Origin of the sequence: Vibrio sp. 1180_3 (genome assembly GCF_029478545.1) — a bacterium.
Classification (GTDB): domain Bacteria; phylum Pseudomonadota; class Gammaproteobacteria; order Enterobacterales; family Vibrionaceae; genus Vibrio; species Vibrio aestuarianus.
The window spans coordinates 96,365-120,354 of sequence record NZ_SJFM01000003.1 but is presented as its reverse complement, the minus strand read 5'-3'; the positions used below and the strand labels follow the sequence as shown (position 1 = coordinate 120,354).

16 protein-coding genes are annotated in these 23,990 nt (G+C 44.2%); 8 read left to right on the top strand and 8 right to left on the bottom strand.

The annotated features are described in order from the left end of the window. Window positions 1-65: 65 nt before the first annotated feature. The 5 genes from EYW48_RS03310 (at window position 66) to EYW48_RS03290 (ending at window position 8,698) form a co-directional block, all read left to right on the top strand. The gene (locus tag EYW48_RS03310; RefSeq protein ID WP_176312898.1) at window positions 66-1,787 is read left to right on the top strand and encodes a glycoside hydrolase family 9 protein; all 1,722 of its coding nucleotides are present in this window, start codon (window positions 66-68) and stop codon (window positions 1,785-1,787) included. Between the two features lies 1 nt (window position 1,788). Beyond that, a complete protein-coding gene (locus tag EYW48_RS03305; RefSeq protein ID WP_277431857.1) occupies window positions 1,789-2,664 on the top strand; it encodes an N-acetylglucosamine kinase in 876 nt (291 codons plus the stop codon). 9 nt (window positions 2,665-2,673) lie between these two features. Beyond that, window positions 2,674-4,587 carry a family 20 glycosylhydrolase gene (locus EYW48_RS03300; protein WP_176311992.1) on the top strand — a complete coding sequence of 638 codons (1,914 nt, stop codon included), beginning with the start codon at window positions 2,674-2,676 and terminating at the stop codon, window positions 4,585-4,587. A 91-nt stretch (window positions 4,588-4,678) separates the two neighbouring features. Further along, the gene (locus EYW48_RS03295) at window positions 4,679-7,084 is read left to right on the top strand and encodes a N,N'-diacetylchitobiose phosphorylase (protein ID WP_277431856.1); all 2,406 of its coding nucleotides are present in this window, start codon (window positions 4,679-4,681) and stop codon (window positions 7,082-7,084) included. 201 nt (window positions 7,085-7,285) lie between these two features. Then, on the top strand, window positions 7,286-8,698 hold the full coding sequence (locus EYW48_RS03290) for a phosphoglucomutase/phosphomannomutase family protein (RefSeq protein ID WP_277431855.1): 1,413 nt from the start codon (window positions 7,286-7,288) through the stop codon (window positions 8,696-8,698). Between the two features lie 199 nt (window positions 8,699-8,897). On the opposite strand, the gene EYW48_RS03285 is transcribed toward EYW48_RS03290, so the two are convergent. The 6 genes from EYW48_RS03285 to EYW48_RS03260 all read right to left on the bottom strand — a co-directional run bounded on the left by EYW48_RS03285 (window position 8,898) and on the right by EYW48_RS03260 (window position 14,967). Then, window positions 8,898-9,926 (bottom strand): ABC transporter ATP-binding protein, encoded by a 1,029-nt coding sequence (locus EYW48_RS03285; protein ID WP_277431854.1) that lies wholly within the window; start codon window positions 9,924-9,926, stop codon window positions 8,898-8,900. Continuing rightward, window positions 9,926-11,551 (bottom strand): iron ABC transporter permease, encoded by a 1,626-nt coding sequence (locus EYW48_RS03280; protein ID WP_053311298.1) that lies wholly within the window; start codon window positions 11,549-11,551, stop codon window positions 9,926-9,928. Before EYW48_RS03280 ends, EYW48_RS03285 begins: the two co-directional genes overlap by 1 nt. A 100-nt stretch (window positions 11,552-11,651) precedes the next feature. Continuing rightward, window positions 11,652-12,665: a Fe(3+) ABC transporter substrate-binding protein gene (locus EYW48_RS03275; protein ID WP_053311299.1), complete on the bottom strand. Its 1,014-nt coding sequence runs from the start codon at window positions 12,663-12,665 to the stop codon at window positions 11,652-11,654. A gap of 140 nt (window positions 12,666-12,805) precedes the next feature. Beyond that, on the bottom strand, window positions 12,806-14,035 hold the full coding sequence (locus tag EYW48_RS03270; protein WP_277431853.1) for an ammonium transporter: 1,230 nt from the start codon (window positions 14,033-14,035) through the stop codon (window positions 12,806-12,808). Between the two features lie 28 nt (window positions 14,036-14,063). Further along, on the bottom strand, window positions 14,064-14,402 hold the full coding sequence (locus EYW48_RS03265; RefSeq protein ID WP_053311301.1) for a P-II family nitrogen regulator: 339 nt from the start codon (window positions 14,400-14,402) through the stop codon (window positions 14,064-14,066). A gap of 190 nt (window positions 14,403-14,592) precedes the next feature. After that, entirely contained in the window at window positions 14,593-14,967 is a 375-nt protein-coding gene (locus tag EYW48_RS03260; RefSeq protein WP_053311302.1) for a YacL family protein, read from the bottom strand. An 84-nt stretch (window positions 14,968-15,051) separates the two neighbouring features. On the opposite strand from EYW48_RS03260, the gene EYW48_RS03255 reads away from it, so the two are divergent. The 3 genes from EYW48_RS03255 to EYW48_RS03245 all read left to right on the top strand — a co-directional run bounded on the left by EYW48_RS03255 (window position 15,052) and on the right by EYW48_RS03245 (window position 18,749). Next, window positions 15,052-16,197 carry a sugar diacid recognition domain-containing protein gene (locus EYW48_RS03255; RefSeq protein ID WP_171979571.1) on the top strand — a complete coding sequence of 382 codons (1,146 nt, stop codon included), beginning with the start codon at window positions 15,052-15,054 and terminating at the stop codon, window positions 16,195-16,197. A 133-nt stretch (window positions 16,198-16,330) separates the two neighbouring features. Beyond that, window positions 16,331-17,596 (top strand): SLC13 family permease, encoded by a 1,266-nt coding sequence (locus EYW48_RS03250; protein WP_053311304.1) that lies wholly within the window; start codon window positions 16,331-16,333, stop codon window positions 17,594-17,596. Between the two features lie 19 nt (window positions 17,597-17,615). Next, entirely contained in the window at window positions 17,616-18,749 is a 1,134-nt protein-coding gene (locus EYW48_RS03245; protein WP_053311305.1) for a glycerate kinase, read from the top strand. 112 nt (window positions 18,750-18,861) lie between these two features. Here the strand turns inward: EYW48_RS03245 and acnB are convergent, their stop codons facing one another. Both acnB and EYW48_RS03235 read right to left on the bottom strand, forming a co-directional pair. Then, window positions 18,862-21,450: a bifunctional aconitate hydratase 2/2-methylisocitrate dehydratase gene (gene acnB, locus EYW48_RS03240; RefSeq protein ID WP_277431852.1), complete on the bottom strand. Its 2,589-nt coding sequence runs from the start codon at window positions 21,448-21,450 to the stop codon at window positions 18,862-18,864. A 235-nt stretch (window positions 21,451-21,685) separates the two neighbouring features. Continuing rightward, entirely contained in the window at window positions 21,686-23,983 is a 2,298-nt protein-coding gene (locus tag EYW48_RS03235; RefSeq protein WP_171979574.1) for a patatin-like phospholipase family protein, read from the bottom strand. Window positions 23,984-23,990 lie beyond the last annotated feature (7 nt).

Genomic DNA, 23,990 nt, shown 5'->3' with positions numbered 1-23,990 from the left:
GATGGGAAGATACCAAAACAGACGGTACGTTGACGACAACACATTGATTGACCTGGAGAGACTGAATGCAATTACTCACTAACCATATTGGCTATGAATCTCAAGGCCCTAAACAAGCCATTTTGACAACCAGCAGTAAGCGTTTGTCTTCGTATATGGCTTTATTGGTTTGTGCAGATAAACACCAAACGGTCACAACTTTAGAGATCAAAGCACAAGGTTGTGTCGCCAATTGGCATGTGGGTAACTTTTACACTATCGATTTCTCTGAATTTACCACTCAAGGAAGATACTATTTACGTTTCGAAAATACTCGCTCCGAGACTTTCGAAATAGGCACAGCAGTGCTAATGCAGAAAACTTTTTCTGATGTGCTGCACTATTTCAAGTCTCAACGTTGTAGCGGTCTTTTCGATAAGCAAGATAAGCGCGTACCACTGCTAGGTACATCAACCACTGCCGATGTGCATGGTGGGTGGTACGACGCTTCTGGTGACGTTAGCAAATATTTAAGTCACCTTTCTTATGCTAACTATTTAAATCCTCAGCAAACCCCAATGGTGGTTTGGAATATGTTAAAAGGGTTAGCAATTTTAGAGCATCACTCGGATTTTGCTGCGTTTTCACGTACTCGCCTTAAGGAAGAGGCCTTATTTGGCGCGGATTTTCTTGTTCGCATGCAAAATTCCGAGGGATTTTTTTATTCAACAGTCTTTGACAAATGGAGCAAAGACATCAAACAACGCGAGATTTGTGCCTATAGCCATCAACAAGGCGACAAGTCTGATGACTACCAAGCGGCTTTTCGCCAAGGTGGTGGCATATCAATTGCCGCTCTCGCCGCTGCGGCTCGATTAGATGTATACGGCGACTTTACCTCCGAGCACTACCTTGCAGCAGCCGAACATGGTTATTGGCACCTCAAAGAGTACAACACTCGTTATGTTAATGATGGCCAAGAAAATATTATAGATGAGTATTGTGCTCTATTAGCGAGTGTTGAGCTCTATCGCTCAACTCGCCAAGAGCGTTATTTGCAAGAAAGCCGTCTATGGGCTGAAAGATTATCAGCTCGCCAAATGAGTGATGACGAAATCTCTCACTACTGGTCAGCAAATCACGATGGTAGCCGGCCTTATTATCACGCAGCCGAAGCGGGCTTACCTGTTATTGCACTGTGTGAATATCTAACGATTGAGCACCAAGACGATAAAAAATCAGCCATCATTTCTGTCGTAGAAAATGCCTGTCATTTTGAGCTGAATATAACCCAACAAGTCACTAACCCATTTGGCTACCCTCGTCAGTATGTAAAGTCAGTCAACGGCGAAAAACGAACGGCATTTTTTGTCGCTCACGACAATGAATCAGGCTACTGGTGGCAAGGCGAAAATGCACGTTTAGGCTCGCTGGCAACATTAGCCTACAGTGTGAAACCTCATGTATCCCCACAGCTGCACCAGCAATTGCTCACTTTTGCGCAGAATACTCTGAACTGGATTGTTGGCCTTAACCCATACAACATGTGCATGCTTGATGGACATGGTCATAACAACCCAGACTACCTGCCACAGTTAGGCTTTTTCAATGCCAAAGGTGGAGTTTGTAATGGCATTACTGGTGGCTTCGACGATGAAGAAGACATCGCCTTTAATCCACCAGCGCAAAAAGATGACATGTTACAAAACTGGCGCTGGGGGGAACAATGGATTCCTCACGGAGCTTGGTATTTATTAGCCATTATCCAGCAGTTTGATCATTTCTCTTCTTTAAAAGGAGAGCAATAACATGACCTATTTTTACGTTGGTATTGATGGTGGTGGTACCTCTTGTAGAGCGCGGATCCGAGATGAACAAGGCGTGCTCATTGGGGAAGCAAAAAGTGGCAGTGCCAATATTTTACTGGGCGTTGAGATCGCCATGGCGTCCATTATCGAGGCAATTACGCAAGCCGCTCATCAAGGTGGTTTATCATCAGCGCATTTTCCCCAAATGCATCTCGGCCTTGCTTTAGCTGGCGCAGAACAAAAATCAGCTTGGCATGACTTTATGCAGCAAGAACATCCTTTCGCATCATTGACGTTAAACACCGATGCTTATGGAGCCTGCATTGGCGCTCACCATGGTGATGATGGTGCAATCATGATTGCAGGAACTGGTTCGTGCGGCATCTTACTTAAAAACGGTAAACAATATGTGGTTGGTGGACGAGAGTTTCCAATTTCCGACCAAGGTGGTGGGGCCGTCATGGGGCTACGCTTGATTCAAAAAGTATTGTTAATTCAAGATGGTATTGGAGAGCATTGCGAATTAAGTCAACACGTTATGCAGCACTTCAATAATGATATCGACCACATTGTTACTTGGTCAAAAAGTGCCTTACCACGCGATTATGCTCAATTTTCACCAGTAATTTTCGCTCTCGCTCACCAAGGGGATTACCTAGCGATTGAGATGCTAAAACACACCGCTTCAGATATTGAAATGTTGCTAATCGCTTTGAATAACAAGGGAGCTCATCGCATTTGCCTAATGGGCAGCATTGCCGAGCGCATTGTTTGTTGGTTATCCCCACCAGTACAACAATGGATTGTTCAACCTCAATTCGACGCTATCGAAGGCGCGATTATGTTTGCCGGCAAAGCCGAGCATAATTTGTATTAAGGAATACTTATGAGCTATCGAATTGACTTCGCGGTTCTCTCTGAACAAAAACAATTTTGCCGTTTTGGGTTAACTTTTCACAATTTAAGTGATCAAGATTTAAACGACTGGTCACTGCATTTTGTGATAGATCGCTTTATCCAACCCGACAGTGTGACACACGGTGAAGTCACTCAAGTAGGTAGTTTTTGCTCACTTGAACCAGATAGTAAATGCTTACCTGCAAATTCAAATTTTTACTGTGAATTCAGCATAAAAACTGCACCGTTCCATTACTACACCGACGGTGTCAAACACGCATTTGTTCGAACCAATGAATTAGGAATTCAAGTTCAACACGATGTGACCGTTACACCGATTGCACTAGCCTCACCTTATCGTGAACGTAGCATAGTAGCGGAAACTGACACCGCAGCAATGTGCCTAATTCCTAAACCGAACAAAGTTGAAACATTTGATGGGCATTTTACCCTGACAGCATCAAGTCAAATAACATTACAATCATCGTGTGCTGAAATGGCAGCAACCTGGCTACAGCAAGAGCTTAGCTCTCTCTTTGATTGGCAAGTGAAACCCATTGGCAGTGCTGATATTGTCTTAAGAACCAACCCGACCTTCGACGAAGGCACATATTATCTGCTTGTCGACCGAAGCGGCGTGCGCTTAGAAGCCAGTGGACACGTTGGTTTCATTCATGCTTGTGCGACCTTGTTACAGCTTATTCAGCAGCAAGATACAGCACTGACTATTCCTTACGTTAAAATTAGCGATGCCCCTCGTTTTAAATATCGCGGCATGATGCTTGACTGCGCCCGTCATTTTCATGGGGTTGATCGCGTCAAACGCTTAATCAATCAACTTGCCCACTATAAATTCAACACCTTCCATTGGCATTTAACCGATGATGAAGGCTGGCGCATCGAGATTAAAGCCTTCCCTGAATTGACCACTATCGGTGCTTGGCGCGGAACCGATGAGGTTCTTGAACCACAATACAGTTTGCTCACTCAGCGTCACGGTGGTTTTTATACCCAGCAAGAGATCAAACACGTCATTGACTATGCCAATCAACGTGGAATCACCATCATTCCAGAAATAGATATTCCAGGACACAGCCGCGCGGCAATTAAATCGCTACCGCACCTATTGGTGGATGATGAAGATCAATCTCAATATCGCAGTATTCAATACTACAACGACAACGTGCTCTCCCCTGCACTTCCTGGAACCTACCAATTTTTAGATGCCGTGTTGGAAGAAGTAGCAGCGCTGTTTCCTTCTCAGTTTATCCATATTGGTGCCGATGAAGTCCCTGATGGGGTATGGGTTAACAGCTCAAAATGCCAGCAATTGATGGCGGAAAACCACTATACCGACGCCAAAGAATTGCAAGGCCATCTACTGCGTTACGCCGAACAAAAACTTCGTGCATTAGGTAAACGCATGGTCGGTTGGGAAGAAGCGCAACACGGTAATAAAGTCAGTAAAGACACGGTTATTTATTCCTGGTTATCGGAAGAAGCGGCACTGAACTGCGCCAAACAAGGCTTCGATGTGATCTTACAACCTGGTCAATATACTTATTTAGATATCGCTCAAGACTATGCACCGGAAGAACCTGGTGTTGATTGGGCTGGCGTTACCCCTTTAGAAAAAGCGTATCGCTACGAGCCTTTGGCCGAAGTGCCTGATGACGATCCACTTCGTAAACGTATTCTCGGTATTCAATGCGCACTTTGGTGTGAACTGGTCAATAACCAACAGCGTATGGACTACATGATATTCCCACGCTTAACCGCACTCGCTGAAGCAGGATGGACGCAAAAATCCCATCGTGATTGGCAAGACTATCTATCACGGCTGAAAGGTCACCTTCCCTTGTTAGACAAACAAGAAATAGGCTACCGATCACCTTGGAAATAACATGAAGCAGGGAGAGTTCACATCTCTCCAACGTTTTCACTAGCATTAATTTTCGCTGCACAATACGCAGTGTGTTTAAAAGGAAAGAACAATGAAATACGGCTATTTCGATAACGACAATCGTGAATATGTCATTACACGCCCAGACGTACCGGCACCTTGGACAAACTACCTAGGAACAGAAAAATTCTGTACGGTCATTTCCCATAATGCTGGCGGTTACTCATTCTATAACTCGCCAGAGTATAACCGTGTGACTAAATTCCGCCCTAACGCATCGTTTGATCGTCCAGGGCACTATGTATATCTGCGTGATGATGCAACTGGTGATTACTGGTCCATTTCATGGCAACCTGTAGCAAAAAGCCTAGACGAAGCAAACTACGAAGTTCGCCACGGTCTTTCTTATTCAAAATTTAAGTGTGAATACAATGGTATTAGCGCCAGCAAAACCTTGTTTATACCAAAAGGGGAAGATGCAGAAATTTGGGATGTCGTGCTCAAAAACGATTCTGATCAACCTCGAACAATCAGCGCCTTTTCATTCGTTGAATTCTCATTTAGCCATATTCAATCTGACAACCAAAATCACCAAATGTCACTGTACTCGGCTGGTACAGCTTACGATGCGGGTGTTATTGAATACGACCTTTACTACAACACCAATGATTTTGAAGGTTTCTACTACTTAGCTTCAACATTTGATCCTGATTCATATGACGGCCAACGCGACAGCTTCTTAGGGCTATACCGTGACGAAGCGAACCCAATTGCAGTTGAAAAAGGTCGCTGTTCAAACAGCGCGCAAACTTGCTACAACCATTGTGGTTCTTTACATAAGCAATTTGTTATTCAACCGGGCGAAGAAGTTCGTTTTGCTTACATTCTCGGTATCGGCAAAGGGAATGGCGCTCGTCTACGTGAAAAATACCAAGATATTGCCAACGTTGATGCCGCTTTTGCTGATATCAAAGCGCACTGGGATGAACGCTGCAATAAATTCCAAGTGAAATCACCTAACCAAGGGTTGGATACAATGATCAACACTTGGACACTCTATCAAGCCGAAACCTGTGTAGTTTGGTCGCGTTTTGCTTCATTTATTGAAGTCGGTGGGCGTACAGGTCTTGGCTACCGTGATACCGCGCAAGACGCTATTTCTGTGCCTCATGCGAACCCGAAAATGACACGTAAACGTCTGGTTGATTTACTACGAGGCCAAGTGAAAGCCGGTTACGGTTTACACCTCTTTGATCCTGACTGGTTTGATCCAGAAAAAGCTGACGTTAAACCATCTAAGTCACCAACAGTGGTGCCAACGCCAAGTGATGAAGACAAGATCCACGGCATCGAAGATACCTGCTCTGATGACCACTTATGGATAGTACCTACCATTTGCAAATACGTGATGGAAACAGGTGAAACCAGCTTTTTTGATGAAGAGATCCCATACGCTGACGGTGGCAATGCAACCGTTTACGAGCACATGAAAGCGGCATTAGATTTCTCTGCAGAATACGTCGGACAAACCGGCATCTGTAAAGGTCTACGCGCTGACTGGAACGACTGCCTAAATTTAGGCGGTGGTGAGTCATCAATGGTATCTTTCCTTCATTTCTGGGCACTGCAAGAGTTTATCGACCTTGCCAAGTTCCGTAAAAATGAGGCTGATGTAGCGAAATATACAGAAATGGCAGCCAACGTACGCGAAGCTTGTGAAACTCACCTGTGGGACGATGAAGGTGGTTGGTATATTCGAGGCCTCACCAAAAAAGGCGACAAAATTGGTACAGCCCAACAAACTGAAGGTCGAGTTCACCTTGAATCCAATACGCTAGCGGTACTTTCTGGTGCCGTATCGCAAGAGCGTGGTGAGAAAGCGATGGATGCGGTTGATGAAAACCTATTCTGTGAATATGGTCTGCACCTGAATGCGCCTTCTTTCTCAACACCAAACGACGACATTGGATTTGTGACTCGCGTATATCAAGGGGTAAAAGAGAATGGTGCTATCTTCTCACATCCAAACCCTTGGGCATGGGTGGCTGAAGCTAAATTAGGCCGTGGTGATCGTGCGATGAAATTCTATGACGCACTAAACCCGTATAACCAAAATGACATTATCGAAAAGCGCATTGCTGAACCGTATTCTTACGTACAGTTCATCATGGGACGCGATCATCAAGATCACGGTCGCGCCAACCACCCATGGCTAACCGGCACTTCTGGCTGGGCATATTTCGCGGTGACAAACTTTATTCTCGGTGTTCGTACTGGGTTTGAAGGGCTGACGGTAGATCCTTGTATTCCAACGAATTGGCCAGGTTTTGAAGTGACTCGTCAATGGCGTGGTGCGACTTACAACATCAAAGTTGAAAACCCTAGTTCGGTGAGCAAAGGCGTGAAATCTATCACGGTGAACGGCAAAGTCATTGAAGGCGTTATTCCAGTACTTGAAGCTGGTAGTGTCAATGACGTAGTCGTAGTGCTTGGTTAAGGTCAACAGACAACTCGATACCCAAAGCACTTGAAGTTGCAGGTAGGTAGCAAGTGAGTTTCTCCCCATGAGCATAGATAAACGATGTGATTGGGGTGAGCAAACGTAGCCAACACCACTGCAGCTGCAAGTAGGAAGGGGATATTTGCTCCCTTAATGAGATTAGGGAGCAAATTATAGTGAATCCCAAAGGATGAAATTATGATCAAATTTGGTACAGGTGGTTGGCGCGCTTTTATTGGTGAAGAGTTCACAAAAGACAATGTATGTCTTGTAGCTCAAGCTCTTGCCAACATCATCAACAATGAACAAGTGGCAGATAAAGGTTTTATTATCGGCTACGACCGTCGCTTTTTATCAGATAAAGCTGGCCGTTGGTTCTCTGAAGTATTAGCGGCAAATAGCGTGCCTGTTAGCTTCATTGATAAGTTTGTTCCAACTCCTATCGTCATGTTCAAAGCCAAAGAAATGGGCTGTGCTTATTCTGCTTGTATTACGGCATCGCATAACCCAGCAGACTACAACGGAATTAAAGTATTCATCGAAGGTGGACGGGATGCGGATGAAATCATCACGCAAAAGATTGAGCAACAAATTGCGCACCTAACCCTTGCAGATATAAAAAGGGTCGATTTCGAACAAGCGATTAATGATAAAACCATTGAAATCATCAATCCAATGAACGAGTTTGTCGATTCAATCATCAACTTCATTGATATTGAAGCCATCAAAAAAGCGAATTTACGTGTCTTGATTGATCCTATGTTTGGGGTGGCTAAAAATGCACTGCAAACCGTATTGATCAATGGGCGCTGTGATGTTGATGTTATCAATGACGGTAAAAACCCCGATTTCGGTGGTTTAATGCCTTCGCCGAGCGCAGCAACATTGTACCGACTTAAGCACCTTGTGGCGGCGGAAGGTTATGACATCGGCATCGGTACCGATGGTGATGCAGACCGCTTAGGTATTATCGATGAGAAAGGTAACTTCATTCACCCCAACGAAGTGCTTATCTTGCTTTACTACTACCTATTGGAATACAAAGGTTGGAAAGGGTCGGTCGTGCGCAATATCGCTACCACTCACCTGCTTGATAAAGTCGCACAAGATCACGGTGAAAAATGTTTTGAAGTGCCCGTTGGCTTCAAACACATCAGTTCACAAATGGAAGCGGATGACTCTTTGATCGGAGGTGAAAGCTCGGGTGGTTTAACCATTCGTGGACATATTAAAGGCAAAGATGGCGTTTTTGCTTCAAGTCTACTAGTTGAAATGATCAGCGTAACCGGTAAAAAATTGTCAGAACTGTTAGCCGAAATCTATGGTAAGTACGGCTACGCCTACACTGCAGAGGGAGATTGTAAGTTTAAGTCTTCCGAGAAAGAAGCACTCTACAACAAGATCTATGTCGAGAAACAATTGCCTCAATTTGAATATGAGATTGAAAAAGTCAGCTACGAAGATGGCGCTAAGGTCTATTTCAAAAATGGCGGATGGGTTATTGCTCGTTTTTCAGGCACTGAACCACTGCTGCGAATTTTTGCCGAAATGGCCGATAAAGAAACCGCAGAACGCGTTCTTCTACAGGTAAAAGAATTCCTGTCGTTGTAACTTTGATACCCAAACTACTTGGAGCTGTAGGTAGGCAATAAGTAAGCTTATTCTCATGCACATCGGAAAACTATGTGATTAGGGATAAGCGAGCGTAGTTAACACCGCAACCACTTCAAGTAGGAAGGGAGCCACCTTCGCTCAAATGAGTTCCCTATAGGCGAAGACATTTGCCCGGCATTTTTTGCCGGGCTTTTTTCTAAAATGCCAATACCCCTTGGGTATCAATATTGACCGAAACACTTTGACCAATAAGCAATGCTTGAGAAGAAGTGGCTAATAATTTATTGCCGTTGACTTCAATCACATAGCGACAGTGATCACCCATAAACTGCTGCTCAATAACATGAACACTGCTTTCATCTTGAGCTGAAATCTGCACATGTTGCGGGCGCAATAACAGCTCACACGCAGCGTTCAGTGGTATCTCTTGTTGCGCTATCGCCTCTACAACACCTAGTTCAGTTTTAAACTGAGAATCAGAAAGACGCGTTGCCGCGAGGTAACTTCCTCCACCAAGAAAATCAGCAACAAATTTACTCGATGGCTGATAATACAATTCTGATGCCGTACCATATTGTTCGATCACACCATGATTCATGACTGCCATTTTATCAGCAAACGCAAACGCTTCTTCGCGGCTGTGCGTCACAAAAATAGCTGTCACTCCCTGCTTTTTGAAGATCTTACGAATTTCAGCAATCAATTCATGACGGACTTGGGTATCAATATTAGAGAACGGTTCGTCGAGTAGTAGCAGATCCGGTTTGTAAGCCAATGAACGAGCTATCGCAACTCGTTGCTGTTGACCACCGGACAATTGATGCGGATAGCGCTCATCCAAACCTGACAAATGGACCAGTTCCAACATATCTGAAACTTTGTTAGCGCGCTCAAGCTGTGGTATGTGTCGTAAACCAAATGCGACATTCTCAGCAACCGTGAGATGAGGGAAAAGCGCATAATCTTGAAAAATCATGCCGATATTACGCTCTTCTGGTGGCAGCCAATGTTCGCCATCATCAATAGTCACGCAATTTAAGCTCATCACACCAGAGCTCAGAGGCAATAAACCCGCAATCGCTTTCAGTAAGGTGGTTTTACCGCAGCCACTGGCTCCTAACAAGCAAACTATTTCACCGTGCTCGACATCCAGAGTCAACGATTTAAGCACCGTTTGAGATTCATACTTACAAGTCAAATTATGAATAGAGAGTGCACAGCTCATCAGTGATTTTGCTCCAGAGAACGGTTAACGATAACAAGCGGAATTAAGCCCACTAAAACTAATAAAACGGCAGGTAGCGCAGCCAATTCCAAATGCTCATCAGAGGCATAGTTGTAAACATAAGTCGCCAAGGTTTCAAAATTAAATGGGCGCAGCAACAGAGCGGCATTCAACTCTTTCATTGACTCAATAAAAACCAATAAACCAGCAATGAGTGCACCTCGGCGGATCAGTGGAAGATGTACCCGCCACAACATACCGTTTGTTTTACAACCCATGGTGCGCGCGGCCATATCTAAGGAAGGCGAAATTTTATTGAGGCTGCTTTCAATGCTACCGATCGCAACCGCAGAAAAACGCACCACTAAAGCAAAAATAATGGCAAACATTGAACCAGAGAAAACTAATCCCGGGCGTCCCCACTGCATATATTTGGCAATGTCATTCACGAGGTGATCCATAAATAGCACGGGCAGCATGATACCAATCGCGAGTACTGTTCCGGGTACTGCGTAACCCATTGAAGAGAGACGCATAAAGCTCAAATTACTGCGATTGGGAGCTAAGCGATAACAAAAATTGACCACCAGCGCGACAAACACGGCCAATATCGCTGCGCTAAAGGAAACCGTAAAACTGTTGATTGCGTATTCACGAAACTCAACCGTAAAACTCTGTTCAAAATAATGATAAGCGTAAGACAGCAGTTGCATCAGTGGCAAAATAAAGGCAATAGCCACCAACCCCCAACACCACATTAATGCTCCCCATTTTTTCCAACCTTGTAACTGATATCGGAAATCTTCATGGCTATTGAACTGGCTTTGGAACAATTTTTGTTTGCGCCGACTGTAACGTTCCGCGCTTAATAACAAAATAACAATCACCAACATCACCGCCGATATCTTCGCAGCAGCATTTAAATTGGAATAACCAAGCCAAGTATCATAAACCGCCGTGGTTAAGGTGTTGACCGCGAAATAGCTCATCGTGCCAAAATCACCCACCGTCTCCATCGCGACAAGCGACAAGCCAACCGCCATTGAAGGACGAACTAACGGTAACGAGATACGTCGAAAACTTTCCCATGGAGTACATTTCAGTAACCGCGCCGATTGCAGTAAAGAGACATTTTGCTCCATAAAAGCGGCTCGACACAGTAAATACACATAAGGATAAAGCACCAACGCCAACACAATGCTAGCACCCGTTAAAGAGCGAAGATCCGGGAACCAATAGTCACCGACACCCCATCCGGTCAAATCACGCAGTAGAATTTGGATTGGTCCGGCATAATCAAACCATCCGGTAAAAATATAGCCAACAATGTAAGCCGGCATCGCTAATGGCAGAACTAACGCCCATTGTAAGATACGCTCGCCCGGAAGCTGGCACATCGCCATGATCCAAGCGCTAGGAATGCCAAATAATAATGACAGCCCCATCACACTCAAGGTCAGAACGATGGTATTAAAGGTATAGGTAGGCATCACTGTTGACATCAGATGAGAAAAAACATCATCAGTTTGTCCAACAGCCGTATAAAAGATCGCTAAGATCGGCAAAACCAGTAATACCGCAAGTGAGGCACTACTGGTTTTCCATAATAAATTTTTTTCTTTCATCGCCTAATTACAACAAGGCCTTATGAAATTCAAATACAAGTGAAAATACATCTCATATCCCTTTATTAGAATAGGGGTATGGTTATACCCCTAAAGTCAATTAAAGGTCAAATTTGACTTCATCTAGCAGTTTAATAGCCGCAGCGTGATTGTCTGCGATTTTCTCTAGTGGCAATGTATCCGCTTTGAACTCACCCCAAGAAGCAACAAGTTCTGAACGCTCAACACCCGCTTTCACTGGGTATTCAAAATTCACTTCCGCGTACATATGCTGCGCGCTGTCGCTAGTTAAAAATTCCATTAATTTAACGGCATTCTCTTTATTTGGTGCATATTTCGCTAACGCCATTCCGCTGACATTGACGTGAGTACCTTGCGCATTTTGGCCTGGGAAATTGATGTAAACCGAATCGGCCCAAGACTTCTGCTTAGGATCGTTGATCATTTTACCTAGGTAGTAGCTGTTACCTAGCGAAACGTCACATAGCCCTTCTTTGATCGCTTTAACTTGGTCGCGATCATTACCTTGTGGTTTACGGGCTAAGTTTGCTTTCACGCCTTCAAGCCAAGCTTTGGTTGTCGCTTCACCTTGTTCCGCAATCATTGAAGCAACAAGAGCAACGTTATAAGGATGCTTGCCGCTGCGTGTACAAACTTTTCCTTTGAATTCAGGCTTAGCGAGGTCGGCATAATTAAAGTCATCACCCAACTTTCCAACACGGTCACGTGAAGAATAAACGCTGCGAGTACGCACTGTTAATGCGAACCATTCATCCGCGCTGTCACGGTATTGCGCTGGAATATTACTGTCGATAGTGTCGTTGTCGACTGCCTGCACTAAACCTTTTTCAGACAATTCAAATAAACGGCTAAACTCAGAAGTTAAGATCACATCAGCAGGGCTGTATTCGCCTTCTTGTGCCAATTTTTCAGCAATACCTTCTTTTGCAAACTTCACATTGACCTTAATACCAGTCTCTTTAGTGAATTCTTTGAACATAGGTTCAATCAAAAATGGTTGGCGGTAAGAGTAAACATTAACTTCTTCCGCAGCCATCGCTGATGGAGCCAGTACACTACAAGCGATTGCAGAAAGAGTAAGCAGTTTCTTCATTGTCTCGTTCCTTTGAATTGTTAATGATAATGTTTATCAGTTTCGTTATTATATTCATGCTTAATCTTAAAACAATCATTAATCGAAAAAAAACCTGCCGATTATGGCAGGTTCTTCAGGATTTTATTTGTAAGGAAATATTATTTCACAGTGACAAACTCAGGATAAGCTCCTACGCCACAGTCATGCATATCCATACCTTCTAGCTCTTCTTCTTCGGTTACTCGAATGCCGATAGTTGCTTTCAATATCGCCCAAACCACTAGACTAGCACCAAATACCCAAGCAAAAATGACAGCGGCACCCAATAACTGTGAGCCAAAGCTTGCGTCACTGTTACTGATTGGCACAACCATTAGGCCGAAGAAACCGCACACACCGTGTACTGAAATCGCACCAACTGGATCATCAATTTTCACTTTGTCTAGAGCAATAATGCTAAACACCACGAGTACACCAGCAACAGCACCGATAGCAACAGAATAGAGCGGTGATGGCGAGAGAGGGTCTGCTGTGATAGCTACTAGACCAGCCAACGCACCGTTAAGGATCATCGTTAAATCCGCTTTACCCCATGTGGTCTTACAAACAAGTAGCGCCGCAATTGAACCTGCCGCAGCCGCAGCGTTAGTGTTCAAGAAAATTTGACCTACAGCAGTTGCATTTTCGAAATCAGACAGCATCAATTGTGAACCGCCGTTAAATCCAAACCAACCAAACCAAAGGATAAACGTACCTAGCGTTGCCAATGGCATGTTTGAACCAGGGATTGGGTATATCTCACCATTTTTGCCGTATTTACCCTTACGAGCACCCAGCAGTAATACACCAGCTAACGCGGCGGAAGCACCTGCCATGTGTACAATACCTGAACCTGCGAAATCACTAAATCCAGCATCAGAAAGGAAACCTCCTCCCCATGTCCAGTAGCCTTCCATTGGGTAGATAAATGCAGTCAAAATGGCAGAGAAAATAAGGAAAGACCACAATTTCATTCGTTCTGCGACCGCGCCAGAAACCACAGACATCGCAGTTGCAACGAAGACCACTTGGAAGAAGAAATCTGATTCTAGTGAGTGATCAGCACCTTCACCTTGGCTACCAATCAGTGAACCAAATGATGGTAACCAACCCGCTTCAGCGTTGTCGACATACATAATGTTGTAACCAATCACTAAGTAAGTCGTACATGCAATGGCGTATAAACAAAAGTTCTTAGTTAAAATTTCGGTTGTATTTTTCGAACGTACTAAGCCCGCTTCTAACATGGCAAAACCGGCTGCCATCCACATCACTAATGCGCCCGAAATTAAGAAAAAGAACGTATCTAGAGCGTAACGTAACTCTGTTACTGTTGCTGATAATTCCATAATAGTTTTCTCCAATCCTTTGAATCTTTTATAGTGCTTCTGTATCCATTTCACCCGTACGAATACGAACCGCCTGGCTTAAGTCATACACAAAAATTTTGCCATCACCGATCTTACCGGTATGCGCAGCCTTAATAATCGCTTCAACCACACGATCAACATTTTCTGACTGTGTCGCTATCTCCAGTTTCACTTTTGGTAAAAAGTCCACTTGGTACTCTGCACCTCGGTATAGTTCGGTATGACCTTTTTGACGGCCAAAACCTTTAACTTCTGATACTGTCATCCCTTCGATGCCAACATCTGCCAGTGCTTCACGCACATCATCTAACTTAAATGGTTTAATTATCGCGTTTATTAGTTTCATCGCATCCTCTCTGAAGCTGTAGTCCGTTTACGATTAATTAAATCCAAGGTACGTGCCAACTTTTTAACTTGTTGATTTTAAATAATTTAAATTAAATTTCCGATAAAAAAACAAAAGGGCCGCACCAATTGGGTGCAGCCCTTTCCCGAAAATAAGGCGAAACGCTTAAGCTTCACCAGTATTGTGCAACTTAGCGGTGGTAACCGATAAATTGACACCATTTATCCATCATTAAAACAAAATCATCAATGCCACAGCTCGCGGTGCTCTCACAATCATAGAAATCAAACTCGCTGTCTGTATCTAATTCATCTGCATGAGATAACACGTTTTCTTGCACCGTTACCTCGTCAGATAAAATGATGAGACTGATTTCGCATCCTTCAAGCGTCACTTCTCGGCTGGCTTCATTTTGTGCCGTTTCGATCAACTGCAATACTTGACCTATTTTGGTGTGATCCTTATTAATCTCTTCTTGCAACCAGCGACCAATGATTTCGTGCCCCATAGAGAAAGCGCAGTAATAACTGCCATCAAGGGTATTTTTTTTAAATTCGTAATCCATCTAAATTCTCTGCAGATTGCTGCTTGGTGATATCGTCAACTTTGTTATTATCGGTGATTATCCCTAGCGAAACCACTTGAGATTATGCAGATCACCGAAACCATCGCCCGACAAATAGTTGAGCGAGCCATGAAGATCATCAGTTATTCGATCAATGTAATGGATGACAAAGGACGCATTATTGGCTCTGGCGACTCTGCACGTTTACACCAAAAGCACGAAGGGGCGATTCTGGCGATCAATGAAAACCGCGTCGTCGAGATTGATAAGGCCACATCTGGATACCTTAAGGGTGTAAAACCGGGAATTAATCTACCTATTATTTACCAAGAGCAAGTCATTGGTGTTGTGGGTATTTCAGGCGCACCGAGTGAAGTGCGCCATTACGGTGAGTTAGTTAAAATGACGGCTGAGCTTATTGTTGAGCAAGCGGCATTGATGGCTCAAGTTCAATGGAATAAACGCCACCGTGAAGAATTATTATTGCAATTGATCCAAGGCTCAACCCTCAATGAAACACAGCTCAACTCAATTGCCGAACGTTTGGGGCTAGACCTTTCTCAGCCGCGTATAGCCGCAGTAGTTAAAGTCATACCTGAAAAAGATACGGCGCTCTCTTTGGAACATCTACAGCAACTTGTCCATTTACTAGAATACCCTGAACGCGACAACTTGGTCGGAATTATCTCGGTCTCGTTAAATGAAGTGGTAGTGCTAAAGCCGATCTCATTAACTCATAAAGGATGGTCGCAAGAAATCGAAGCAAAACGAGTTAACCAACTCCTCAAACGAATCAAGAAAGAGGGCAAATTCACTATAAAAATTGCCTTGGGTGATTATTTTCCAACACTCGCTGGTTTGGCAAAATCCTACCAGACCGCCAAGCTTACCATGCAAGCTTCAGATAATAAGCCTGGCCAAGTGTTCTTCTATCAAGATGACAAACTCCCCGTGTTACTTAACAGCATTAAAGATGAGCAGTGGCGAAGTGATCAATTACGTCAGCCTTACACACTGCTAGAGTCATATGACACTAAAGGCATTCTGATGAAGACGCTTGAGAGTTATTTTGCTCAAAACTGCGATGTACATCAAACTTGCCAAGTACTTCATATTCATCGTAATACCCTACGCTACCGGCTAGAGAAGATAGAGCAAGTTACCTCTTTAAAATTCAATAAGTTAAATGATATCACTCATCTTTATTTGGCTTTTTCTTGTTTTAAATAAATATTAAAATTGTGCAAACGCACAAATAACCCTTTTATTCCTTCCTTAAAATTCGTACAGATAGCTAAAGACTACTCACTATTGGCTGCATATATTGCAGCCAAATACAGATTAATTAGTACGGATATTGAACATGATTGAAGTTTCTACGCTTGGCGCTCTGGCTGCACTTGTCGTTGCCATCGGCTTAATTCTCAAAAAAGTTCCACCCGCTTATGGCATGATCATTGGTGCGTTGGTTGGCGGTGTAATCGGCGGTGTTTCGCTAACCGATACCGTAGCCTTAATGATTGGTGGTGCTCAAGGCATCGTAACCGCGGTTCTACGTATTCTTGCGGCAGGTGTTCTAGCTGGGGTATTGATTGAATCCGGCGCGGCAACTTCTATCGCTGAAAATATTGTAAAAAAGGTTGGTGAGACTCGAGCACTCCTTGCTTTGGCACTTGCAACCATGATCTTGACTTCAGTCGGTGTGTTTGTCGATGTTGCAGTGATCACCGTTTCTCCAATCGCTTTGGCAATTGCACGTCGTGCGGACATTTCAAAAACCGCGATTTTATTGGCGATGGTCGGTGGCGGTAAAGCGGGCAACGTAATGTCTCCAAACCCTAACGCCATTGCGGCGGCGGATGCTTTCAATGTACCGCTAACTTCAGTCATGGCTGCGGGCGTGATCCCTGGTTTATGTGGTTTGTTGCTTGCTTATTTTATTGCTAAACGTCTAGTAAATAAGGGTAACAAAGTTTCTGAAACTGAAGTGGTCGCGGTTGATCACAGCAAATTGCCTTCTTTCACAACAGCAATCGTTGCACCACTAGTAGCGATTGCCCTGCTAGCACTGCGCCCAATCGCAGGCATCAATGTTGACCCTCTTATTGCGTTGCCACTTGGTGGTTTGCTTGGTGCGATCGCTATGGGACGTTTCCAAGAAACCAACCGTTTTGCTGTATCAGGTCTGAACCGTATGGCACCCGTTGCTGTCTTGTTGATGGGTACTGGTACTTTAGCCGGCATCGTAGCCAACTCTGGATTAAAAGATGGTTTGATTGATCTGCTTGCTCTGTCTGGTCTGCCATCTTTCCTACTTGCTCCTATCTCTGGTGCAATGATGTCACTTGCCACCGCTTCAACCACGGCAGGTACAGCCGTTGCTGCAAGTGTATTTAGCACCACTATTTTAGAACTTGGTGTACCCGCTTTAGCTGGGGCGGCCATGATTCACTCGGGTGCAACAGTTTTAGACCATATGCCACATGGTAGCTTTTTCCATGCAACCGGCGGCGCGGTTCATATGGACATTCGTGAACGCCTCAAGCTGATCCCTTATGAATCTGCTGTTGGCTTAATGATCGCCTTTGTATCGGTGATGATATTTGGTGTGTTTGGTCTATTTGTTTAATTTCGGTAAGGTTAAAAAAATGAAAATTGTAATTGCTCCTGACTCATACAAAGAAAGCCTCACCGCGATGGGTGTTGCTCAAGCGATTGAAGATGGGTTTAAACAAGTTCTGCCAAATGCAGAATACGTTAAGTTACCGATGGCTGATGGTGGCGAAGGTACAGTGCAGTCTTTGGTCGATGCGACTAATGGCACTATTATTCATCATCCCGTGATTGGTCCTTTAGGTGAAGTGGTTGAAGGTTTCTATGGCCTGATGGGCGATGGTGAAACCGCAATTATTGAGATGGCAGCAGCTTCCGGCCTAGATTTAGTCAAGCCAGAACAACGCAACCCACTTAAAACGACAACTTACGGCACAGGCGAACTTATCAAGGCCGTATTAGACAAAGGCGTTAAGCACATCATCATCGGGATTGGTGGCAGTGCAACCAATGATGGTGGTCTAGGTATGGCGCAATCTTTGGGTATTCGTATGCTCGACATTGACGGTAATGAACTTGGTTTTGGTGGTGGCGAGCTCGCGAAGCTGGCGACTATTGATCTGAGCAACCTGGACCCTCGCTTAAGTACGGTGCGCCTGGAAGTGGCTTGTGACGTAGATAACCCATTGTGTGGCCCGAAAGGCGCATCTCACGTATTTGGCCCACAAAAAGGGGCGACACCAGAAATGGTTGAGTTGCTTGATGCGAACCTAGCGCATTATGCAAATATCATGAAACAGCAACTGAATAAAGACGTCGTCAATATGCCGGGCGCTGGTGCGGCAGGTGGTCTCGGCGCGGCGTTAGTTGGACTATTAGGCGCAGAACTACGACCTGGGATCAATATCGTGATGGATGCTGTAGATTTGGCTAACGTGGTTGCTGATGCTGACTTGGTCATCACCGGTGAAGGTCGTATTGATAGCCAAACCATCCATGGTAAAACACCGATTGGTGTTGCGCGTATCGCTAAACAATACAATCTACCAGTTATCGGTATCGCTGGCTGTCTATCTACCGACTGCGGCGTAGTGCACGAGTATGGTATCGATTCGGTATTTGCCGTCGTTAACCGTTCAGTTGATTTGCCAACGGCACTTGCAGAAGCAGCACAAAATATCGAACTAACCGCACGTAACGTTGCGGCTACACTAAAAATGCAATTTTAGCCATTCTATTCTGGTCGAGTCATCCAGATGAACTCAGTTGATGGCGAAAACCATTAGGTGAAAAAAAACCGCAGGTATTTATACCTGCGGTTTTTTTTGATAACAACTAACCTTATGCAGGTTCTTGGAAGATGACTTCCGCCGCTTTCTTGGTGTACTGATCCATTTTATGGAAGTTCAAGTAACGGTAAGTATCCGCTGCTGTCGCATTTATTTGCTGTGCATACTCTAAGTATTCTTCCTTAGTTGGAATACGACCTAAAATAGCCCCTACCGCTGACAGCTCAGCAGAAGCAAGATAAACATTCGCACCTGTACCCAAACGGTTCGGGAAATTACGAGTTGATGTTGACATCACGGTTGCTTTATCGGCAACTCGCGCTTGGTTACCCATGCACAACGAACATCCTGGCGTTTCAATACGAACTCCAGCCCGGCCAAAGATGCCGTAATAGCCCTCTTCGGTCAATTGATCCTTGTCCATCTTCGTTGGTGGAGCAACCCACAAACGAGTATCAAGCTGCCCATTAAATTTCTCAAGCAGCTTACCAGCGGCACGGAAGTGACCAATGTTGGTCATACAAGAACCAATGAACACTTCATCAATTTTGGTACCTTGTACATCAGACAACAAGCGAGCGTCATCAGGATCGTTCGGTGCACATAAAATTGGCTGATCGATTTCCGCCAGATCAATTTCAATCACATGAGCGTATTCTGCGTCTTTGTCCGCTTCCATTAACTCTGGGTTCGCTAGCCACTCTTGCATAGCGGTGATGCGGCGTTCAATAGTACGACGATCGCCGTAACCTTCAGCGATCATCCACTTCAGCATCACGATGTTTGAATTTAAGTATTCAGCAATCGATTCTTGAGAAAGCTTAACCGTACAGCCCGCAGCACTGCGCTCTGCTGATGCATCAGATAGCTCAAATGCCTGCTCAACCGTTAGGTGTTCAACCCCTTCGATTTCTAGCACGCGGCCAGAGAACTCATTAATCTTACCCGCCTTTTCTACAGTAAGCAGACCTTGTTTGATGCCGTAATAAGGAATGGCATGAACCAGATCACGTAACGTGATGCCCGGTTTCATCTCACCTTTGAAGCGCACCAAAATAGACTCTGGCATGTCCAAAGGCATCACACCGGTGGCGGCAGCAAACGCTACTAAACCAGAACCTGCTGGGAATGAAATACCCAATGGGAAACGAGTATGTGAGTCACCACCAGTACCAACGGTATCTGGTAATAGCATACGGTTTAGCCATGAGTGAATAACACCATCACCAGGGCGTAAAGAAACACCACCACGGTTCATAATGAAATCTGGCAGAGTATGGTGTGTATTAACATCAACTGGTTTTGGATAAGCCGAGGTGTGACAGAATGACTGCATGACTAGATCTGCAGAGAAACCTAAACACGCCAAGTCTTTTAGCTCATCGCGCGTCATTGGTCCGGTTGTGTCTTGAGAACCTACGGTCGTCATCTTAGGCTCACAGTATTGACCTGCACGCACACCTTCAACACCACACGCTTTACCGACCATTTTCTGCGCAAGTGTATAACCTTTTTCAGACGCTAAAGGATCAACAGACTTAGCAAATAACTCAGACTCTGCTAGACCAAGAGATACGCGAGCTCGACTTGTTAATCCACGACCAATAATTAGTGGAATACGACCACCAGCGCGCACTTCATCAAGCAGTACGCTGCTCAGTTTGAAGCTTGAAATCTCAATACCGTCTTTGCGCACAACGCCTTCATATGGATAGATGTCAATCACATCACCCATATGCATTTCTTGTACGTTCAGTTCAATGGGTAGAGCGCCTGAATCTTCCATTGTGTTATAGAAAATTGGTGCGATCTTGCCACCTAAACAAATACCACCAGTGCGCTTATTAGGTACATAAGGGATATCTTCCCCCATAAACCAAAGCACTGAGTTAGTGGCGGATTTACGTGAAGAACCGGTACCGACAACATCACCAACGTAAGCGAGTGGAATGCCCTCTTTTTGCAGTTCTTCAATTTGACTAATTGGACCAACGCTGCCTGGTTGCTCTGGGTTAATACCATCACGTTCCATTTTCAGCATTGCTTTCGCATGAACTGGGATATCAGGACGTGACCAAGCATCAGGCGCTGGAGATAAGTCATCGGTGTTGGTTTCACCGGTCACTTTAAATACTTTAACGGTGATTTTTTCCGCTACTTTTTCTTTAGAGGTAAACCAATCGGCATCAGCCCAAGCCTGTAGCACTTGCTGTGCATAGACATTACCTGCTTTAGCTTTTTCTTCAACATCGTAGAACGCATCGAACATCAATAGCGTGTGAGATAACGCTTTAACAGCAATAGGAGCGAGCTTTTCATCATCAAGTAAAGAAACCAGTGGCTCAATGTTATAACCGCCTTGCATTGTCCCCAGTAATTGAGCTGCTTTTTCACGACTGACCAATGGTGATGAAACCTCACCTTTGGTAATAGCGGTTAGAAAGCCCGCTTTAACATACGCGGCTTCATCAACACCTGGAGGAATACGATTTTCAAGCAGATCAAGAATAAATTCTTCTTCACCTTGAGGGGGATTTTTTAATAATTCAACAAGTCCCGCGACTTGTTCTGCATCTAGGGGTCTAGGAACAACTCCTTCAGCGGCACGCTCTGCGACGTGTTTACGATAGGCTTCAAGCACGACTTTTTCCTCTCATTACGGTTTACTCCATGGTTATAAACATGATGAGTAAACATCCTTGGAAACTTGGCTCTCCGTTGCCAGACACCTTACATATGCTCAGCGGCAGAGAGGCCAAACTGTGGGACGCAGAATAGCAAATTTAACTTTAAATTAAAATCTTATCATTTTGACCAACATAGCAACTTAAGACTAAAGTTCTACGATATTTTAGTAACTTAACCAACATGTTCTATCAAAAATAGGTTCCGATACTCAAATATATCGAGTCAAAATTATCTTCTGTACGACCATAACCAAACATAATGGGTCCAATTGGAGAATCGATGCCAACAAAGAGCGAACCTGCTCTATATAATGGCGCGCTATCCAAACGAATATCAGGGTCAGACCAAACACCACCATATTCTATTGAGCCCCCAACATAAAAAGGGGAAGTAAATAGCCCAAAGTCATTATCAAACCAACGATAGCGGTATACTAAGCTAGTAAATACCTTATTTTGACCAATTAAACTATTACGAGGAATTCCTGATAAGTTTAAAAAACCACCAATGGCTTGAGGATCAATTGGCTGAAGTGAATTTTCACTGTACACCACACCGTAGTCTAAATTAGCGACCAAAGTATGGCGTTCGATACTGTAAGCACCAATAAATTCCGCCGATACTTCATAAGTTGTATCTGAAATTTCATCGATACCTGCACTCTCAACATCAGCACTATTGTCATGTGAAATTAGGTATTCAAGATCTAAATAAACCCCTTTTCTTGGTAAGCTAAAACTATCTAACGTATCAAGTCGATACTTCGCGAATACACCAGCACGGGTATACTCCATGCCTCCGAACGACTGAAGGTTTGACACTTCTGCTTCACCATTTGTATATCTAGCGCCTAATCGAAACTCTTGCCAAAGAGTATATTGATAACCAACCGCGAGCTCCCCAACCCACTCGTTGTAAACAATTGGCAGGTAATCTTTTGTGGCTTCCAGTGATGAATCTTTAAAACCGTCCAAGGGAACAATACGATTATTATGACTAAATTCGATAAAACCAGTAGTGAAAGCTTTCTGCCCCGAAAACCACGGAGAAAATAGTTCAGCTTTGAACTGTTTATCTGTTCCTATTTCAACGTCCAAACGCAGTTCGGCACCATGAGCATTAAGATTAGTAAAATTGGTTGATACACCTAACGCATATTGACTATCAGCATGAAAATCATCTTCTAAGAAAAAACGAAAGTTGACGTAATTCGGCCCCCACGATTTTTCTTTTACATTAATCACCAGTTGATTTTTCCCTTCCTGCTCTCGGTGTTGATAAGTCACCAGTTCAAAGCGGTCCAGTACGTACAACTCTTGAATGCTCGACTCAATCTTTTCGGTAGACAGCACTTCACCCACCGCTAAATTCAAACGGTTTTTGAGGAGAAAATCACTATAGTGGGTTTGATTATTAAGAACGATTTCATCAACTTTAATCTCATCACCATGAGTAAGTTGCTTACGTCGAGATTGCTTATGATTGATATAATTTTGGTAGTCAGCAGTAGATAACGCGAGCTTGGACAACATCGATTGGTTAGCCATAACGACTTCATAACCGTTATCAAATGCTGCTGGCATTTTATCGAACTCGGTAGTTTCCATCGCCCCAACTTCAGGGTTTAATAGCACGTCATCGCTTGTTAATAAACTCGCTTGTGCATGGGTACTTCTTTGAACCAAATAATTGGAGAGTTGATTAGCGACCGTCAAAAAAGAGGTGAAGTCTTCCTGAGATTTATAATCGGTGCTGATATCAACGGCAATCACAATATCAGCCCCTAATTGACGAGCAACATCAACCGGCATGTTATTAATCACACCACCATCAACTAACCAACGCCCTTCTAATTCATAAGGAGGCAGAGCACCAGGTACAGACATGCTCGCCATCATGGCATCGACCAAATAACCACGATCGATCACCACTTGTTGTAGCTCAATGATATCGGTTGCAACCGCACGATAAGGAATAGCAAGATCATCAAACGACTGAAACTCAGATAAATTACCTGACGTTTCTCGTAAGATCCGCAACATATTTTGTCCTTGCACCACACCTTTAGGTGAGCGTACTCCGCCCTTTCCAACCCCAAGATCGGTTATTAATTGATAGCGGTCTTCATATTCTTTATCTCTCACTCGGCGCTGACTGCGACTGACTCGGTCTCGGTATCCACTGTTCCAATCCACACTATAGATAAGGCTTTCAATTTCTTCAGCGCTCATTCCACTAGCGTACAAACCACCAACATAAGCACCCATACTGGTACCGGTAATATAATCGATGGGAATGTGGAGCTCTTCCAACGCTTTTAAAACACCAATATGCGCTGCACCTTTGGCTCCACCTCCCGCCAAGACCAAAGCAATTTTGGGCCGAGAAGGAACTGCCGTTTCCTTGGCTTTTGAGTCACCTGCTAATGCAGAAACCGAGGGTAACACGAGTAGCAAGCACAATATGCCAGTCACAAAACGGTTCACGATTCTT

Excerpts from the sequence above, each read along its gene's own strand:
- EYW48_RS03245 (WP_053311305.1), top strand. The coding sequence starts at position 17,616 with ATGAAAATTGTAATTGCTCCTGACTCATACAAAGAAAGCCTCACCGCG.
- EYW48_RS03305 (WP_277431857.1), top strand. The coding sequence starts at position 1,789 with ATGACCTATTTTTACGTTGGTATTGATGGTGGTGGTACCTCTTGTAGA.
- EYW48_RS03275 (WP_053311299.1), bottom strand. The coding sequence starts at position 12,665 with ATGAAGAAACTGCTTACTCTTTCTGCAATCGCTTGTAGTGTACTGGCT.
- EYW48_RS03295 (WP_277431856.1), top strand. The coding sequence starts at position 4,679 with ATGAAATACGGCTATTTCGATAACGACAATCGTGAATATGTCATTACA.
- EYW48_RS03255 (WP_171979571.1), top strand. The coding sequence starts at position 15,052 with ATGCAGATCACCGAAACCATCGCCCGACAAATAGTTGAGCGAGCCATG.
- EYW48_RS03280 (WP_053311298.1), bottom strand. The coding sequence starts at position 11,551 with ATGAAAGAAAAAAATTTATTATGGAAAACCAGTAGTGCCTCACTTGCG.
- EYW48_RS03285 (WP_277431854.1), bottom strand. The coding sequence starts at position 9,926 with ATGAGCTGTGCACTCTCTATTCATAATTTGACTTGTAAGTATGAATCT.
- EYW48_RS03260 (WP_053311302.1), bottom strand. The coding sequence starts at position 14,967 with ATGGATTACGAATTTAAAAAAAATACCCTTGATGGCAGTTATTACTGC.
- EYW48_RS03250 (WP_053311304.1), top strand. The coding sequence starts at position 16,331 with ATGATTGAAGTTTCTACGCTTGGCGCTCTGGCTGCACTTGTCGTTGCC.
- EYW48_RS03310 (WP_176312898.1), top strand. The coding sequence starts at position 66 with ATGCAATTACTCACTAACCATATTGGCTATGAATCTCAAGGCCCTAAA.
- EYW48_RS03290 (WP_277431855.1), top strand. The coding sequence starts at position 7,286 with ATGATCAAATTTGGTACAGGTGGTTGGCGCGCTTTTATTGGTGAAGAG.
- EYW48_RS03265 (WP_053311301.1), bottom strand. The coding sequence starts at position 14,402 with ATGAAACTAATAAACGCGATAATTAAACCATTTAAGTTAGATGATGTG.
- EYW48_RS03300 (WP_176311992.1), top strand. The coding sequence starts at position 2,674 with ATGAGCTATCGAATTGACTTCGCGGTTCTCTCTGAACAAAAACAATTT.
- EYW48_RS03270 (WP_277431853.1), bottom strand. The coding sequence starts at position 14,035 with ATGGAATTATCAGCAACAGTAACAGAGTTACGTTACGCTCTAGATACG.